This window comes from Enterobacter sp. Ap-867 (assembly GCF_011752855.1).
GTDB lineage: Bacteria > Pseudomonadota > Gammaproteobacteria > Enterobacterales > Enterobacteriaceae > Cedecea.
Genome location: NZ_VWWS01000001.1, coordinates 1,098,019 through 1,115,190, shown reverse-complemented (window position 1 = coordinate 1,115,190; position 17,172 = coordinate 1,098,019). Strand labels below are relative to the sequence as shown.

Sequence of the window (17,172 nt, the reverse complement as noted above, 5' to 3'; positions counted from 1 at the left end):
AATCCCTATTTCGGATGAAAATTACTTACGATGCCTGATTTCTGATCAACGTATACCCTGAATGTAACGCCCCCGGCTGTCGCATCGTATGCTTGCAACCCATTTTTGATTGCGTCTTTATAGCCTTTCGCAGCAGCTTCCTGACCTAACTGCAACATTTTTTCATCGGTAAATATTTTGGGATCATAAATGGTTTTTTCGAAAGGCTTAGAACCATTTCCTTTATAATTCCCTGTCATATTCCCAGCAGCATCTTTTGTCGGGATCTCATATTGAATCTGAGTTATACCTTTAACTCCTGTAGATTTCTCAGAAACGATCTTCGCTCCGTTATCAGCGACAGCTTTATTAAAAGCATCAGCATTATGCGCACCAGTAATCCCTTTCTTCTGGGAATATCCGTCAAGTTGTGCCAGGTGTTCTGGCTGGTTAATCTTAAAGCTAATCCCTGAAGGATAAATCACCGACTCTTTAGCTATCACCGCAATCTTACTAACAACAGCCGCACCTAGCACAGGCTTCAGGGACGACGTTATCATCTGTATCCCTTCGTAGGTTTCGACGTAATTCTCTGCCGCCACCTTATCAACCTTAAGATATTCCATAGCATAGTTCACCATCGCATCCTTCACCTGCTGTTGATTCTGCGCATCAACGCTGGTGATATTCAGCAGGTTCACTATCTGCCCGTAGGCATCCGCATATTGCTGGCTGGCTTTCGAGTTATAGTTCCCGGTATTCTCGTACTCGCCTTTGGCCGCGACAACCTCTAGGCGTGCACTCGCACAGGCTGCACTCCCTGCCGCGCCGTTGCCACAGGCGTCGATAACCTTCTTATCGCTGGTGATGTCTTTTTCACGCAGCTCGTTAAGGGTTTGCTGCGCTTTCTCCCGCTCTGCCGGGTCTTTACTGTTGAGTTTCTGCTTCGCTATCTCAAGCTCTGTCTTCTCCGACACACTCAAATAATTATTCTCAACCGCATTCTTCCCGGCCTGAGCGCCGGTAGTCGCCGCTGCGGTGCTGTTCCCTACCACGCCGCCAGCGATCCCTGCCGCCATGATGCCCAGCAGACTAACGAGCTGTTTCTGGTCCTGATTCAAATCCCCAGGTTTTGTATTCGGGAACATCTCTGCGGCGATTTGTCTCGCCGCCAGTTCGCCGCTGAATGCCCCCGCCGCGCCTGCCGCCGCATTGCCGCCTGAGAGCTGGGCCGCCAGGGCGCCCCAGACCGCGTGCGCCATCAGGTTAGCCGGTTCATCGACTTTGTTACCGTCGGTTGTGGCGCCCTTAATTACTTGCGCCATCACCGGATTCAGGCCACCCGCCAGGGCTTTATTGAAATCGCCCCCGGCGGCGCCCGCCAGAATGCCGCTCACCGACTGCGCCACCATCTGGTATTTACCGCCGATGCCGTAGTCGCCAAAGGCTTTTTGGTAGTCCTCCGTATTACGCAGTTCTGCAGCGCTCATGCTGGCGTATTTGCTATCTTTGGCACGCACGGCATCCAGCGCCTGCAGATCGCCATAGGTGGCCACCACGCCGGTCATCTGGCCGCCGATTTCACCCGCCAGCTGCGCCGTCTGCAGGCGTTTTTGCTCTTCCTCTTTGTTAAAGATCTGCCCGATGCTGCCGTTGGCATGATCGGTGTCGCGGCTCAGCGTGGCAACGTCCTGCTGCTGATTCGCCTTGTCACGCACGGTGATACTACCATCTGCCACGGCGGATTGCGTGGTGCCTTCGGCGTGGCCTTTCCCGTTCATCCCGGCCAGCAGCGTACCAACGTTCGCGAGGCCGTTAGCGGCCAGCATTGATCCGGCAGATATATTAGTCCCGCCGGACAGGCTCACTCCGCTATGGCTGACGCTGTAGTCGGCTTTATTGCTGATATCAGTGAAGCCCAGCGTCCCGGTATCGAGGCTGTTTTTATCCGCCCCGGCCCGGCTGGCTATCACCGCCCCGTTAAGCTGGGTATGGTTGCCCACGGTAATGTCAAAGCCGCCGTTTCCGGCAAAAATACCGCTTTGCTCCAGCACCGAGTCATAGGTGCTCTTCATCTTGTCCTGGCTGAGACTGACATAACCGGATGCGCCCGGGTTGGTGCCCCAGGTGTAGCTGCCCCCTGCGGCCATGCTGGTTTGCTTGCTGTCGTAGTTGTTCGAGTCCTGCTGGCTGCCGATCAGCAGGTCCCGGCCAATGTCGGCGATAACTTTATCGCCGTTGACCTGGGCCCCGTTCAGGATGGCATCCCGGCCGCTGGTGAGCGACACCGTGCCGCCGCTGTCGAGTGTGGTTTCCGTCCAACTGGTGCCGTTCCCTTTGTCCTTACCGTTGGCTGCGTTGACGTTGGCAAAGATGCTCAGTCCCGCTGAACCGCTGTTCACGCCGAAACCAACGCCAATACCTCCGCCGCTGCTGCTGTTTTTGCCGGTCGTCAGCTGCGTATTGGCTGCTCCGCTCAGCAGAATGTCGTTGCTCGCCGCCAGAGAAGTGTCTCCTCCCGCTTTGAGCTGGCTGCCGCCAATCAGGATATTGCCGCTGTCCGCACTGTTTCCTTTTCCGGTGGCGGTGATGCTCAGATCATTTCCGGCCGTCAGGGTCGAGCCTTTGACCACATCCGACTCGGCGTGCTGCTCAGATTTCGATTTTTGCGTGGTCAGGGAGACGCTTACCCGGATACCGTTATCAGGATCTTTTTCTGCCCCCGCTTTCTGGGCGTTCAGATAGGCCTGGCTCCCGGCCAGCGCCGTTTTCGTGGCCTGCAGGGCAGCCAGTCTGCCGTCACTTTCATTTTTGGTTGTTTGCGCGGTCTCTACCGCGCTGTTGACCGCGTCTCCCACTGCCCCGGAAAGGGCCACGGTCAGCCCGGTGCTCTTCTGCTCAAATTTCTCATCTCGGGTACGTTTGTCGTGCCCCGGCTCAATGAGAACGTTATCGCCTGAGACCGACAGGTCCTTACTTGCGACCAGATCGGCGCCGCCAATATGCGCCGTTCCCCCGGCGTTCACGCTGACGTTGCCGGCGGTTGATCCCACAGTGCTGATGCTCTGGCTCTGGGTGGTGCCTTGCTCACGCAGATCGTGGGTACTTTTGCTGCTGCCGATGGTAAAACCGATGCCGCCGGTGCCCATCAGGCCGCTCTTTTTAGTCTCCTTAAAATGCCAGGCCGTGTCTGTATCCGTCGCGGCCACGATATCGACGTTATTACCCGCGTTCAGCGCCACATTCCCGTCGCCTACCACGGACGAGCCTTTCACCAGCAGATCGTTACCGGCTTTCAGCGTCACGTTATCGCCGCTCAGCAGCGTTCCGGCTTCGCGGGTCGAGCTGGTTTCATTGATGGTGTGCGTGGTTTTGCTGCTGAGGAAACCTTTTTTGGTTTTGGTTTCTTCGTCGTAGTGGTAGTCGCTCTCGGTGGCCGTGGTCAGGTTGATATCCCGCCCTGCGCCCACGCCGATATCCCCGTGGGCCGTCACCTGCGCGGCCTCGGTGTTAACATCGCGCCCGGCAATAATTGTGGTGTTTCCGCCGCTGGCGATCTCCGTGCCCTGCTGGCGCACGGATTCATTGATATCGACTTTTTTCTTCGCGGTGTACTTATCGCTGTGGGAAGATTCCGCCGCCTCTAAGTTAACGTCCCGCCCGGCATGTAGCCCTACGCTGTCCTGTGCTGCCAGCGCCGCACCCATGCTGTTCAGGTCTCGCCCTGCCGCCAGGGAGAGATCCTTCCCGGTGCTAATGGTCGTGCGGGTATTGCTGGTATCGAGGATGTCCATATTGCTGGTCTGGCTATGGCGGCTGTTCTTCGCCACGTCCAGCGTCAGGTCGTTCCCTGCCCATAGCGCGGCGCTGCCACCGGCATTGAGGTTGCTGCCGGTGACGGTCAGATCGCGCCCGGCCTGCAGGCTCAGATTCCCCCCACTGTTGACGTTACTGCCCTGATGGGTAAGCGTTTCATTGATGTTGCGGCCGCGCTGGTCGCGCTCCACAAGCTGGTTGCCCGTAAGGGAAATGTTATCCAGCGCCTTCAGCAGCATGTCGCCACCTGCGCTGAGATTGGCGCCGGTATTGAGGATATCTTTACCCGCGCTGAGGCTCAGGCCGTCGGCGGCGGTAATCGATGCCAGTGGGCCCAGGTCAGTTTGAGTGAAGGCCACATCCATCCCATTCCAGCCGCCGGTTTTGCCGGAGGCATTCCACTGGCTGGTCAGCGTCTGGTTAATGATGCTGCCGCCCACGCTCTCGAGGCTGACTTTCTGCCCGGCGATGGTGGAGCCAATGTTGTTGATATCCCCCAGGGCGCTGAGCTGCAGGCTGCCGCCCGAGTTAATGGCCCCGCCGTTAATATTGCTGATGGCGTTCTGGCTGCTGGCGCTCAGCAGCGCTTTGCCCTGCAGCGTGCTTCCATCGTTGGTGATATTACCTGCGTTGAGGATCACCTGATTCCCGGCGATGACGCTGCCGTTATTCACCGCAACGTCCTTCGGCGAGATATACAGTTTAGGCACGAGGACATTTTGCCCGTCGATCACCGTGTTCTCCCACCACAGGATGCTGGAGTCCAGGGCCGCGACCTGATCGGCAGACAGGCTGACGCCCAGTTTAAGACCCAGTTTGTCACGAGCCTGAGCGGCATGGTCAATCAGGTACTGCATCTGCTCCAGATCGGAGCCGACGCCGTTCACGTAGCGACTGCCGGTCTGATTCAGGATCTGATTACTGACATAGCGGGTATCAAAAGCCGCATCTCCGAGGAAGCTGTAGTCATAGTCCGGGCGCAGGTTCAGTCGAGCCAGGAAATAATCCGAGCCGAGGAATTTATTGGTATCGGTATAAGTGGCGCGCGTTTCCTGCGGTGCGGTTGGTCCGGCCATCCCGGCAAGCTTATAGATATCGTTAAACAGGCTGTTGTCCAGCTGTCCAAGACTATCCAGCTTGGGATTGGTGACGATCAGATACGGGCTTTTCGGATCTTTATTCGCGACAAAATAGCCGTTATCGCTGGCAGGCAGCGGATAATCGCTGAGCTTAACTGGCGACCCGCTGGCCGTCAGCTTCGAGGTAATATCCGAGATGTTCGTCAGTTCAATGGGGCGATAATCATACCCTGGCGGCGGCGGTGTTTTCCCCCCGCTGGATTGCGCTATCACCTGAGCGGCAGCGGCGGCAATATCATCATTTTTATGACGAGAGGGCTCGCCCGATTGCTGTTTGGTCAGCTCAACGGTCTCACCGTTTACAGGCGTTAGATTGCCACCATTCGCCTTCGAATCCGCCAGTCCCGTCGCGTTGCCCGCTAAATCAATATCAGGCCCGCCCTGCTGGCCTAGGTTGACATCGGCGATCTTACCGCCGGCCTGACCATAGTCCGCGCCATTCTGCGGCCGACTATTCACGGCGGCTAATCCGCCGCTTCCGATTGGGTTTTCGATGTTACCAATCCCGGTTCCAGACAAATTGATCGTTGCCTGCGGTGCGGTCACAGTATTATTGGTGCCCGTCTTTAGATCGGTGGCCTGCGCGCCGCCAGTTACACCAGGACCACCGGCTAAATTAAGCCCCGGAGCACTTCGTCCTGGGGTATAGCCAGGGGTATTGGCTGAGACAGAGGTATTGCTGATATTGTTGCTAAAGTTGGCGACGACTGCGCCTCCGGCCTGAATGACCGAACGATAAATTTCACCCGGCTCATACTGAGTATCATGCCCAGTGAGGTTAAATTGCGCACCATTACCCTTTATTTCGGCGCCAAGCGGAGCCTCTTTAATATTCGCAAATCGAGGCTTACGCGTACCAGGATCGGCGTATTGGTAAACTAAAAAGTCGTAGTTTGTGCCTGCCTGCCAGCTTTGGTTATTTAACTGTGTTCCGGTGAATATAATATTGCTACCCGCAAGAATATTACTCGCCTGGTTTTCGAGATTATCAACACTACCGTTAATGCTACCCGCAGCAGCAATCCTGCCGCTTCCACCATTTGTAGCAACAGTTATATTTGTTTGTGAAACTGCGAATTTTTGCGTAGCAAAATCTTTGAAGGGGGCATAATGGTAATATGTGTGGTGCACGTAATTACACGCCCCGTGGCCATTACATGAACCAACTTGAACAACCTCATCAGTAGTAAAATACCCCATTGCGCCGCCAGGTAATTGCTCTGGTTTAACAAAAATGGAAGCACTCCCAATACCCGCCACAGTCGAATTATTTGTTGTAGTTTGCTGAATACTAAGGCCATCGCGGGTATTCAATAAATGCAAGGTACGAATAGAAATATCACCATTCTGCGTTTCAATACTTCCGGAGGTGTTCACCACTTCGGCGTTGACATTGCCCGCCGCATCACGCTGCATCCACAGGCTGTTGCCTGCCAGAATGTCGCCGCGATAGTTGCGAATGCTGTTGGCAAACAGACTCATGTTATTGCCCGCATACAGCAGGGCGCTGTTGAGCAGCGTCCCGCCCGCGCTGGCAATTAAATCACCGGAGGTGCCGACGAAGCCCGCGTTGTTGATGCCGTTCTGGCTGGTCAGGCGCAGCGTCCCGCCCGCCTGCACGCTGCCTGCGCCGTTCAGATTCAGTTGTCCGGCACTGAGGTGGCTTTCGCCGTAGCCCGCCCGGACCTGCCCGTTATTATTCAACGTGCCTGCGGCAGAGAGCTGCACGCCCTGGCCCTGTAGCAGGCCATTGACGTTAATATCGCCCTGACTGCTGACCGCCAGCGTATTGCCAGCCGCCAGCGTGGTCAGCTGGTTGTAGCTGCCCTGGCTGTTGAGCGACAGGTTGCCCAGCGCCGCGACCTGCCCCTGCAGGCTGGTATTCCCGGCGTTGATCCCCATATTGCCCTGGCTAAGCAGCCGTGCCCCGGCAGAGCTGTTAACCTGGCTGGCCGTGATGCCCAGGTTCTGTGTGGCATACACGGTGCCGTTGTTGTCCAGTTGCCCTGGATTAACGGTTAAACTGCCTCCCTGTAACATGCCGTTATTCAGGATATAGCTGCCGCCGATCGTCCCCTGCTGCTGCGCCAGTACCGTTCCGCCGTTGTTGAGCGAGCCCGCATTCAGCATAAGTGCGAAACCCTGCACCCAGCCGCCGTTGGTAAACCCTGGCGCATTGAGCGTCAGCGTGCCGCCGCTCAGTAGCTGCCCCTGGTTGCTGCCGCGCTCACGCAGATCGAGCCGGGTATTGCCGTTCCCCTGAACGGTGCCGGTATTGGTTAGCTGCTGCGCCCCAAGATCCAGGCTGCCCTGGCTGAGCAGGACCGCATTCTGTCCGTTATCCAGGCCTCCGCTCAGCGTGCCGGTGAGGGCAGAATTCGCTTCTATACGTCCCTGATTGTTCAGTGCGGCGGCGGTGAGCGTCACCGCGTTGCCCTGAACGTGGCCGAGGTTGGTGATGATATTGGCCCCGACGGTCAGCAAACCATTGGTCAGCAGTTTCGCGCCGCTTTGCACATCCAGGTTACCGCCCAGCGAGATCCCCAGGCCTTCAACGCCGCTGATATTGCCGCTGTTATTGAGCGAGCTGCCGCTGAGAGCAAGATTTTTAGCCTGTATTTGCCCCTGGTTTGTTATTCCCGGAGCCGTAACGGTGGCCGCGTTATTGGCCGTTATGGCACCGGTATTCGTCAGGCCGGATACCAGCGCCAGGTCGAGGTTGCCGGTGCTTTGCAGCGTGCCGTTATTTTGCAGTTGCAGAGCGTTCAGCTTCAGGTACTGCGCCTGCCACAGGCCGCCGTTGGTGACGTTCTGCCCGGACACCAGCAAGGCGCCCTGGGTTTGCATGGCGCCGCCCTGCCGGTTGTTGATGTCCTGCTGAGGCTGCAGAGTCAGCGATTTCAGGCCAATCACCGAACCCGCGTTGTCTATCGCCCCGTTGTTGGCCGTGAGATTGCTGCCCTGAATATTGCCGCGGTTCAGCAGCGCGCCGCCGCTGAGCGTTAAGTCCCCCTCGCTCAACACTGCGCCGGTGTTGGTTAACGTTCCGGCGGTTATCTGGCTCACGCCCTGGCTGAGCAAACGCCCACCGTTGATGAGTTGGTTATCAACCTGAGCCGTCAGCCCGTTGAGGCCGAGCGCGCTGCCGCTATTGTCCCAGTCAGTCGCTTTCACGCCCAGGGTCTGGCCCTGCATAATGCCGGCATTGGCGATCTGTTGGCCATTAAGCGCCAGCTGACCCCCCGTGAGCATTTTGCCGCCGGACAAGTTATTCACCGTGGAAGCGTTAACCGTCAGATCTTGCCCCTGCATCGTGCCCTGGTTGTCCACGGTATCGGCATGGACGGTCATTCCCTGCTGAGCCAGCAGGGTTCCCTGATTGGCGAGCGTCGACAGGTTAAGCGCCAGCGCCCCGCCGGTCAGTATTCTCCCGTTATTCTGGTTCGTGACTGTCAACGTGGATGGCGTACCCGAGACCAGCGTCAGCGCCGTATTGCCCTGCATCAAGCCTGCGTTGTTCAGGGTATTGGTCGTTATCTCTGCGGTGTCACCTGCCAGCGTGCCCTGATTGTTAAGATTGGCCGTTTGCAGAGACAGACCTTTCTCTGCCAGCAGTTTGGCCGCGTTGCGGTTGAAGATGTTGTCGGTAAAGTTCAGCGCCAGGCTGCCGCCCTGCAGCATGCCCTGGTTATCCAGGCTCGCGCCTGACAGCGTAAGCGCCTCCTTCACGGAGATCAGGCCCAGGTTGACCATCTGCGGAATGGTCAGGTTCAGCGAGCTGCCGCTCACGATCTGCCCGTCGGCCAGATTGTTGAGCTGCGGAGTATTCAGCGCCAGCGCAGTGTCGCCCTGGAGCACGCCCTGGTTATCGATGCGGTTGCTGCCGAGTTCGAGCTTGCCTGCGGCAATCACGCCGCCGTTAGCCAGGGTTTCGCTCAGGCCTTGCAGCGCATCTGCCGCCAGTAATTTGCCGCCGCTTTGGTTATTCAACTGTCCGGCGATATCGAGCGCTAAACTGCCCGCCGAAAGTGTACCCTGATTATTCAGGCTCCCTGCGGTGAAGGTCAGATTGTCGCGGGCCTGAACGGTGCCAGCGTTGCTCACATCATTAGCGGCAATGTCGAGCTGGCCGCCGCTAAGCAGCTTCCCGCCGCTCAGGTTATTCAGGACACGAACGGCCGGAGGTGGCGCTGCGGCAAAACTTCTCAGCAGCATGGTCTGAGGGCGATTTGCCCCTGCACCGGACAGCGACAGGCCATTATTGCCCTGCACCAGCCCACCGTTATTGAAAATGTTTACCGCCAGGCGCGCGTTATCCGCTGCCACCGCACCGCTATTGCTCAGCGACTCTCCACTGAAATCAAGCGTGCCAGTTGCCAGCAGTTTCCCTGTCGCCTGGTTGGTTAGCCCGTTTTGCAAGGCAAGAGTGAGCGTGTCCCCCTGAACGATACCGCCGTTGTCGAGGCTGGTGCCGGTGATATTCAGCCCCTGCTTAGCCAGCAGCGTGCCGCTGTTTGTCACAACGGCACTGTGGAGATCCAACCCGCTGTTGCTCTGCAGCGTTCCCCGGTTATTAAGCGTGTCGGCCCGAACACCGACCTTTGTCGCGGCCAGCACGCCATTATTATCCAGCTGGCCGGTGGAAAGCTGCAGCTCTCCCTGACTCAGCATCTGCCCGTTGTTAGTGACCGATTTATCGGTGTTAATCGACAGCCTGTCTTTGCCGGACAGCGACCCGATGTTACTCAGATCGCCGCCTTGTAGCGTCAGGGTTTGCCCCTGAAGCAGCCCGTTGTTGTTCCACTGGGCGCCGCGAAGATCAAGCCAGCCTCCGGTCAGCACTTTGCCTGCCGCGCCGTTGCCAAACTGAGTGGCGTTGAGCTTCAAACTGCTGTCGCCCTGCAGCAGGCCATCGTTTTGCCCCTGCAGAACAGAGAAGGTGACGTTGTCACCGATAATTTGCCCGGCGTTAGTCCAGCCGTGAGCGGTCATTGCCAGCCGGTTGTCCGCCACTAGTGAGGCTCCAGCCAGGTTGTTTAACTGCCCGCTCAGACTCAGATCCACGCTTTGTGCGTCGAGGGTACCGAGGTTATTTAAACTTTCCCCGTCGATCTGAAGATGTTTGCCGGCAGAAAGACTGCCCGCGTTGTTGAGTTCGGGTAGCGTCAGGGTGACGTCATCCCCGCCAGCCACCGTGGCCCCTTTCTCATTTCGCAGGGCGGCAGCGGTAAGCTGCAGTTTGCCGTCTGCCTGAATCAAGCCACTATTGTTTGCCTGGGCTGATCCGGCATCTATATTCAGGGTAGAGGCCGCAATAATGCCGGTATTGCTGAGTGGCCCGGTCGTCAGGCCGAGAGTGTTCTGGCTAATCAGCCGGCCGCCGTTGTTGAACGCCCCGCCGAATAAAATATTCAGCGCGTCGCGGCCAAGAATCTGCCCTGTATTTTCACCGCCGTTTTGCCCGCCGGTCAGCGTAATATTTCTCCCCTGCAGTCGGCCGGCGTTATCCAGACGCGCAGCATTCACGGCAATGTTTCCGTCACTTAATAGCTGGCCTGGGCCACCGTTAGTCAGCGTCTTGCCCCGGGAGCTAATGGCCTGGTTACCCTGGAGCAATCCGTTATTGGTCAGGTCATCAACCGTCAGGGTTGTATTGTTGGCAATCAGTTTCCCGGCGTTACTGCCTTTGGCCGTTGTCACCGAGAGCGTGTTGTCGGCGAGAAGCACGCCGCTGGCCTGGTTATCCAGCCCTTGCGTCAGCCCCAGGTTCAGATCGCTGGCTTCAATGTTCCCGCTGTTGCTGAGATTGACCCCGTCGATCGTCAGCCCTTGCTCTACCGAAATCAGCCCGGCGTTGTTCAGCTCAGGAATAGACAACGACAACCCGCTGCCGCTGATAATTTTCCCCTGCGCGAGGTTGTTCAGCACCGTGGCACCCAGACGCAGCGATTTTTCGCCCTGCAACAGGCCGCCGTTGACGTTACGCTGGCTGTCGACGCTGAGATCAGACGCCGCCAGCGTGCCCTGGTTTTCGAGGCTGCCGCTGGTCAGTACGAGTTTGTCTTTGCCGAGGATTTTACCGGTATTGGCCAGGTTATCAGTCGCGGTCAGGTTGAGGATGGACAAGCCAAGCAGCTTGCCGCTGTTGGTCATCTGGCCGGTATTGAGCGTCGCGCTGTCGGCCTGAATCTCTCCCGCATTGGTCATCTGGCGAGCGGCAAGCGTCAGCTCCCTTTCTGCCAGCACGGTGCCCCCCGTGGCATTGTTGAAGGTGTCGCCCGTGGCTTTGAGCGCGGAATCCCCTTGCAGCAAGCCCGTGTTAGCGACGTTTTGCACATCCAGAACGGTACTGTCGGCAATTAACTGGCCGGCGTTATCTAACTCAGGAGCAGAAAGCTGCAGGTTGCGTTTTGCCACCAGCACGGCGCCAGCAAAGTTATTCACTTTGTCACGCAGTTTTAGCTGAAGATCCTGCGCTTCAATGCGGCCCCGGTTATCGAGCGTCAGCCCTTCGAGGGTTGCGCCCTGGTTAGCGGAAATCACCCCCGCGTTCACCAGGGCCTGAACGGTCACGTTCGCCCCGCCGCCGCTTTGCAGCCAGCCTTCGTTGGTCACGCTCCCGGCGTTGAGATTAAACTGACCGCCGGCGATGACGCCCAGAGCGTCCGGCTGGCCGACGATGATTTTCCCTTGTGAGCCGTTATTCAGCTCCCCGCTAACGCTGGCCGTTAAGCTCTCGCTTCCGCGGGTCAGTCCGCTGTTATTCCATTGCCCCGCGCCGATAGCGAGATTTTTTCCCTGCAGGCTCCCGGCGTTATTGAAGCTGCCAGCCGAGAGCGAGAGCGCATCTTTCGCCAGCAGTGCTCCACTGGCCTGGTTGTCTACCTGCTGGCCCGCTTTCAGCGTCATCGCCTGAGATTCAATATTCCCGCTGTTAACCAGCGTCAGGCTATCAATGGCCAGCCCCTGCTGAACGGAAATCAGGCCTGCATTGGTGAGCTGCGGGATGCTGAGCGCCAGGCCGCTGCCGCTGATGATTTTGCCGCCGCTTCGGTTAGCCAGGTCCGCGGCCGTTAACGTGAGATGCTGACCGCCCTGAATCAGGCCGCCGTTGTCTAGCGTGGTGCCATGCAGCGCGAGAGAGGCCGCCTCAAGCTGGCCGGTGTTTTTTAGCTGCGCTGCCGTTGCATTCAGGTTTTTCTCAGCCAGCAGGCTGCCGGTGTTGGTCAGGGCGGTCTGCGCAGTGACGTCAAGCGCGGAGGCCGCTACCTGCCCAGCGTTGTTAAAGCTATCGGAGGTACTGTTCAGGCCATTGCGAGCGGTGATTTTTCCGCTTGTCTGGTTGTCAATATTCCCGGCAATAGCCAGCGTCAGCGCATCGCTGTCCAGCGAGCCCCGGTTGGTAAAGTTCAGCGCATTAAGCTGTAAGTTTTTTTGCGCCAGCAGGGCACCACCGGCCTGTTGCACAATATTGTCTGCGGTGAGCCACATTGCGCCATCAGCCTGAATATTTCCGCTGGTGTCGATCTGACGGGCGCCAAGCGTAACGGTATTACCTTGGGTGCTTCCGCTGTGTGTCAGTGTGCCGGTGTTAATCACGAGCGCACCTTTTGCGGCCTGCGTGCCGCTCAGCGTGAGGCTATTATTAGCCTGCAGCAGCATATTGCCTTCAGATTGCAATTGCCCGCCGGCCAGGGTTTCAAATCGCTCACCCTTGAACGTCAGATCTTTTTGCGAGGTGATTTGCCCGGCGCTTTGTAGCTGCTGAGTAACCAGCTCAAGGTTGCCCCCGCTTGCCAGCGAGCTTCCCTGTTGGCCGTAAAGCTGCTGGCTGCTTAACGTCACCTCCTGCTTGCCGTTAACCGTCCCCGCATTACTGAACGTTCCGGACTCAAGCGCAAGATTGCCGCTGCCCAGAAGTTGACCATTTCGGCCAATATTGAAGGTGTTGCGACTGGTCCACGCCTGGTCGGTGCCGCTGCTCAACATGCCGTCTATCCAGGCATCCCCGGTCGTGGCCGTGAGTCCTGCCCCGGCCAGCATCTGGCCGCTGTGCGTGAACGAACCGAGGTCGAGCTGGATATTGCGCTGTGCCTGTACGTTCCCGCTGTTGTTGAGGCTGCCGGCTCTGGCGTTCAGGTCCCCGTTGGCCGTAATCTGGCCGCTGTTGCTTACCTGGCCAGCGGATAAAGCAATGTCTCGCCCCGCCGTCAGCTTCCCGGCATTGCCCATGCCTGCCCCCACGCTGGCCCGGATCGCGCCGCCCGCGTTGGCCTCGCTGGCCGCGTCCATACTTACCGCCCCGGCATTGAGAGCAATGTCATTGCCTGCGGTGAGCTGGCCGTTGTTCAGGGCCAGTTTTCCGCTGCCGTTCAGCGTGATGTCCCTATCGCTGGCTAACTTACCGTTGGCGACGGTGATGTCAGAGCGGCTATTAACCTGCGTTGCGCCCCCACTTTTATGCTCGCCGCTCAGCACGACGCTATCCGCCTGAGCCGAGAGACTCCCGCTTGCAAGGCTGTTATTCACCACCAGCTTGCCGCTGGCATCCAGGGTGATGTCGCCCTGGCGCGCGTTCAGGTTCCCCAGGTTGACGCCCACGCCTTTGTCACTGGAAACAAGGTGAATACGATTGGCATACATGCCGCCCAGCGCGCCGGTATCCACGGCAACCACGGGCGCGGCACCTTCTCCGGCTATCGGCGTGACCACGCCCGTGGATGAAACGCGGTTGGCGCCCACGGTCACCTTAAGATCTTTGGCGTGAATACCGGCGTTGACTTCCGTTGCCCGGGCAATGATCGACAGCGCGTCGGTTTTGCTGGCATCGAGGCCCTGGCCTTCAACCGTGATGGTGCCTTTGCTGACATCCAGCGCCAGCAGGTTACCTGCCGCATCAAACTGAGGTTTGCCCGTGGTCAGCGTGGCATTGGGGGTATTGATAAATCCACAGCCGTTACAGGTAATGCCGTAGGGGTTAGCGACCATCACGTTGGCCGCCTTGCCCGCCACTTCGGTATAACCCTGCAGCTGTGAGCGATTGCCGCCGATGACTTCATTGATGATGCCGGTCGCTTCCTGGCCGGCCCGAAGGTTAGGGTTGTTCTGAATAATCCCCCCGAGCTGAGTTTGCGTCATCTGCCCGGTGGTGTTGTTAAGGATCAGCCCCTCTTTTCCGACGTTATAGTCCTGGAACTGGTTATGGGAAATACCTGCCTGGTTGGGCGTGGCGATGTTAACTACCGGGACGCCGTTTCCGGCCTGATCCATCTGCGTACCCGGCGTGACCGGGTTGATGGTCGCCGCCACCGCCGGAAAGACCGGCTGCCCGGCAATCAGGCAGATGATGAGGTAACTTAACAGGCGCGGCGCTAATCCAACCGGGTGCTTATCCATATTTTTACCTTAAATCGCCAGGCCCAGGCGGTAATAAATCACGAGATGATCCGGTGCCAGATAGCCCGGATAGTGAAGTGGCGTGCCAACGGTGAACTGGCTGGAGTAGAAACGCCCGGCGACAGTGAGGCCAGCGGAGGCACCCCAAAGCGTGCCGGATGCCTGCCTGTCTTCGTTGTCATTGCGCAGCCAACCGCCATCTACGGCAGCGTTCAGGCTGACTTCGCCCAGATAAGGGAAGCTGAACAGGGCATAGTTCAGTTCGTTGCGAAGATAGCCCCCGTTATCGCCGGAAAGGTATTGCTCTTTAAAGCCGCGCACGGAGCTTTCACCGCCTATCGTTAAGCGCTCGCTGCCGTAAAGTCGATCGGGCGACCATTGGCCGTAGACGCTGGTTAACCACCAAATTTTTTGCGTCAGCGGACGCTGAAAACTGCCGCTCAGGCTCCATTTTTTGAATTCGGCTTTTGGCACATCGCCCCGCTTGCCGTTATCGTTTTCGGCCCCAAACCACGGCACGCCGTGGCTGAATGACGGGTTCAGAGTTGCCACGCCGCCTGCGATTTTCTGCGTGTGGTTAAGGCCGAACTGCAGGCTGGTGAGCTTCCGGCTGCTGCTAAGCAACGGCGCATCGTTCAGGTAGTTGCGGCTAATACGGTGAGTCAGGCCGATGGAGGCGGCGGTTTTTAAGTCACCGTTTCGGTAAAGCACGCGGGAGAAGTTCAGGCGATGCGTTTCGGCTCGCCCGGTCGAACGCCACAGATAACCTTTGTTATCCAGGGTGGTGAGGTAGTCGCTCCAGCTGTAGCTGTAATCAACGAGGCTATAACCCCATGGCACGTTGACCCCGGCCTGAAAGCTTTGGGCATCATGGTCGCTGGCAAAATCGCTGCTGCGCCCACCGCTGATAAACCATTTATCAGCCAGCCCCAGCGGATTATTGGCGGTCAGCGAGGCGGTGAGCTGCCCGGTGCCGGTGCTTTTTTGCCCGCTGTTATCAAACCCGACGGCTGCGGAAAATGGAAATTCAGGCGTGGCCGTGAGATTGACAATTGATTCCCCGGCCTTCTCGCCCGGTAATATTTCAATTTGTACCGGCGTGGTGCGTAACCGGTTTATTTGCTCCATCCCTTGCTCAATATCGCGCAGGTTAAGTATTTTCCCTTCCAGTCCCGGAAACGCCATTTTTAGCTGGCGTGAAGGAGCCCCTTCAATACGAATAGCCTGCAGCCTGCCCTCCAGCACGGCAATATGCAGCGTTCCCCCCGAAAGATCCTGCTCGGTCAAAAATGCCCGGCTGGTGATATATCCGCGGCTAATATACCAGTCAGATATATCCCGGGTTAGCTGATTGATCTTCACCATGCCGAGGCAGCGATCAATATAGGGCGTAATTAGGCGATTCCGGGCCGGGTCGGAAAGCAGCGTGGCATTTTCAATATCAATATGGCGAATGGTGAAGCAGGGTCCCTGGTCAGGTTGGGCCACAGGGCTTGCCAGTCGAGGCTGGAGGCTACGCTGGATCTCCTCTCGCTGCTGCCTGTTCTGCAACAGCAAATCCTGCTGCTGCTGGAGAATAGTGTCCCGGTCGGCAGGCGTCAGCGGCGCAGCATAGTTTAAGTCGGAGTAAAAAAGCACGCACAAAAAGGCGGCCTTATAATAATGGCGCATAAAGGAAGAGTCTATTTTTGTCATTTCCTTTTAGTATGCCAGCGCAGCAATAAATAAGAAAAGTCTTAAACAAACACCCTATTAATATTAGTAGTTAATTTACCTTAAGTTTGATTATTGAATTTAGGATAAGGAATGAAATAACTCATTTATTATTTTTCTGGAATCGTTTAACTGATGAATATTTAAACAATGATTGTCCTGCAACATTAGGCAAAACAGGTCACGAAATAAAAAAGCCACGTATTCTCATACGTGGCTTTTTTAAAAGGTGGATGATGATTATTAATCCATGCTTGCGCCGCCGCTAATGCGGAATTTAATGTTGACGGTAATGCCCTGCCCTGGCTTCCCGCTCTCATAACGCCACTTCTTCATCGCCTGCTTAACTTCACGTTCAAACATGTTTGCAGGCTGGGCGGAGAGGATCTCAACGTTATTCACCCGGCCATCGGCATCGACATCAAACTTCACGCGAACGTTGCCGTCCATGCGCAATGCAAAAGCTCGCGTTGGGTACTGCGGCCTGTCGCGGCTGATCGCTCGCGGCCCGGTGTTCACCGATGGTGCAGGCGATGCAGGAGCTTGTTTCGCCGCTGCCGTTGGCGCAGGCTGCACGGGCACATTGTTTTCAAACGGAGAAGTCTGACGAGGCTCAACCGGCTTAACGTCTCGCTTCGGCTGCTCAACCTTTTTCACCGGTTTAGGCTTCGGTTTTGGCTTAGGCTCAGGCTTGTGAATAACAACGGGCACCTCTTTCGGCGGCTCGGGTATCGGCTCTGGCTCCGGTTCGGGTTCCGCGACCGGCTGTGGCGGAGGCTGAACAACCTGAGGCTGAGGAGGCTCAAGATCAGCAGGCGCAACCATCGTGACGCTGATCGGCTGCGAAGGTGCTGGGGACTCAATAACCTGATGTACCGAGGTGTAGAGCAACCCGGCCACAACGGCACCATGAATCCCGACGGAGAGAAGAGTCGGCCACGGAAAGCGGCGAGGTAATTCCAGGGTCATTGACGTCATAATGGTTTCAGTGTCTTTCAAGAGACGACAATTTTAAATGCAAATAACAATCATATTCAACAACGCATTGCCCAAAGGCGCACTTTTTCCTGCTGTCTTCGCGAGTTTCCCGCTATTTTCTCAAGGATTTAACATCCTGTTTATCTTTCAA

Annotated in this window: 3 protein-coding genes; all 3 read right to left on the bottom strand. The window is 57.2% G+C overall.

Going from position 1 to position 17,172, the window contains the following annotated elements:
• Positions 1-5: 5 nt before the first annotated feature.
• Positions 6-14,330 (bottom strand): hemagglutinin repeat-containing protein, encoded by a 14,325-nt coding sequence (locus F3J26_RS05310; protein ID WP_166992045.1) that lies wholly within the window; start codon positions 14,328-14,330, stop codon positions 6-8.
• Positions 14,331-14,339: 9 nt separating this feature from the next.
• Complete coding sequence (locus F3J26_RS05305) at positions 14,340-16,001, bottom strand: ShlB/FhaC/HecB family hemolysin secretion/activation protein (protein WP_166992950.1); 1,662 nt, start codon at positions 15,999-16,001, stop codon at positions 14,340-14,342.
• Between the two features lie 285 nt (positions 16,002-16,286).
• Complete coding sequence (tonB, locus tag F3J26_RS05300) at positions 16,287-17,021, bottom strand: TonB system transport protein TonB (RefSeq protein ID WP_205246352.1); 735 nt, start codon at positions 17,019-17,021, stop codon at positions 16,287-16,289.
• Positions 17,022-17,172: the final 151 nt, after the last annotated feature.

What these genes read in the sequence shown, in the direction of transcription:
- tonB (WP_205246352.1), bottom strand. Translation starts at nt 17,021, where the DNA reads ATGACGTCAATGACCCTGGAATTACCTCGCCGCTTTCCGTGGCCGACT.
- F3J26_RS05310 (WP_166992045.1), bottom strand. Translation starts at nt 14,330, where the DNA reads ATGGATAAGCACCCGGTTGGATTAGCGCCGCGCCTGTTAAGTTACCTC.
- F3J26_RS05305 (WP_166992950.1), bottom strand. Translation starts at nt 16,001, where the DNA reads ATGCGCCATTATTATAAGGCCGCCTTTTTGTGCGTGCTTTTTTACTCC.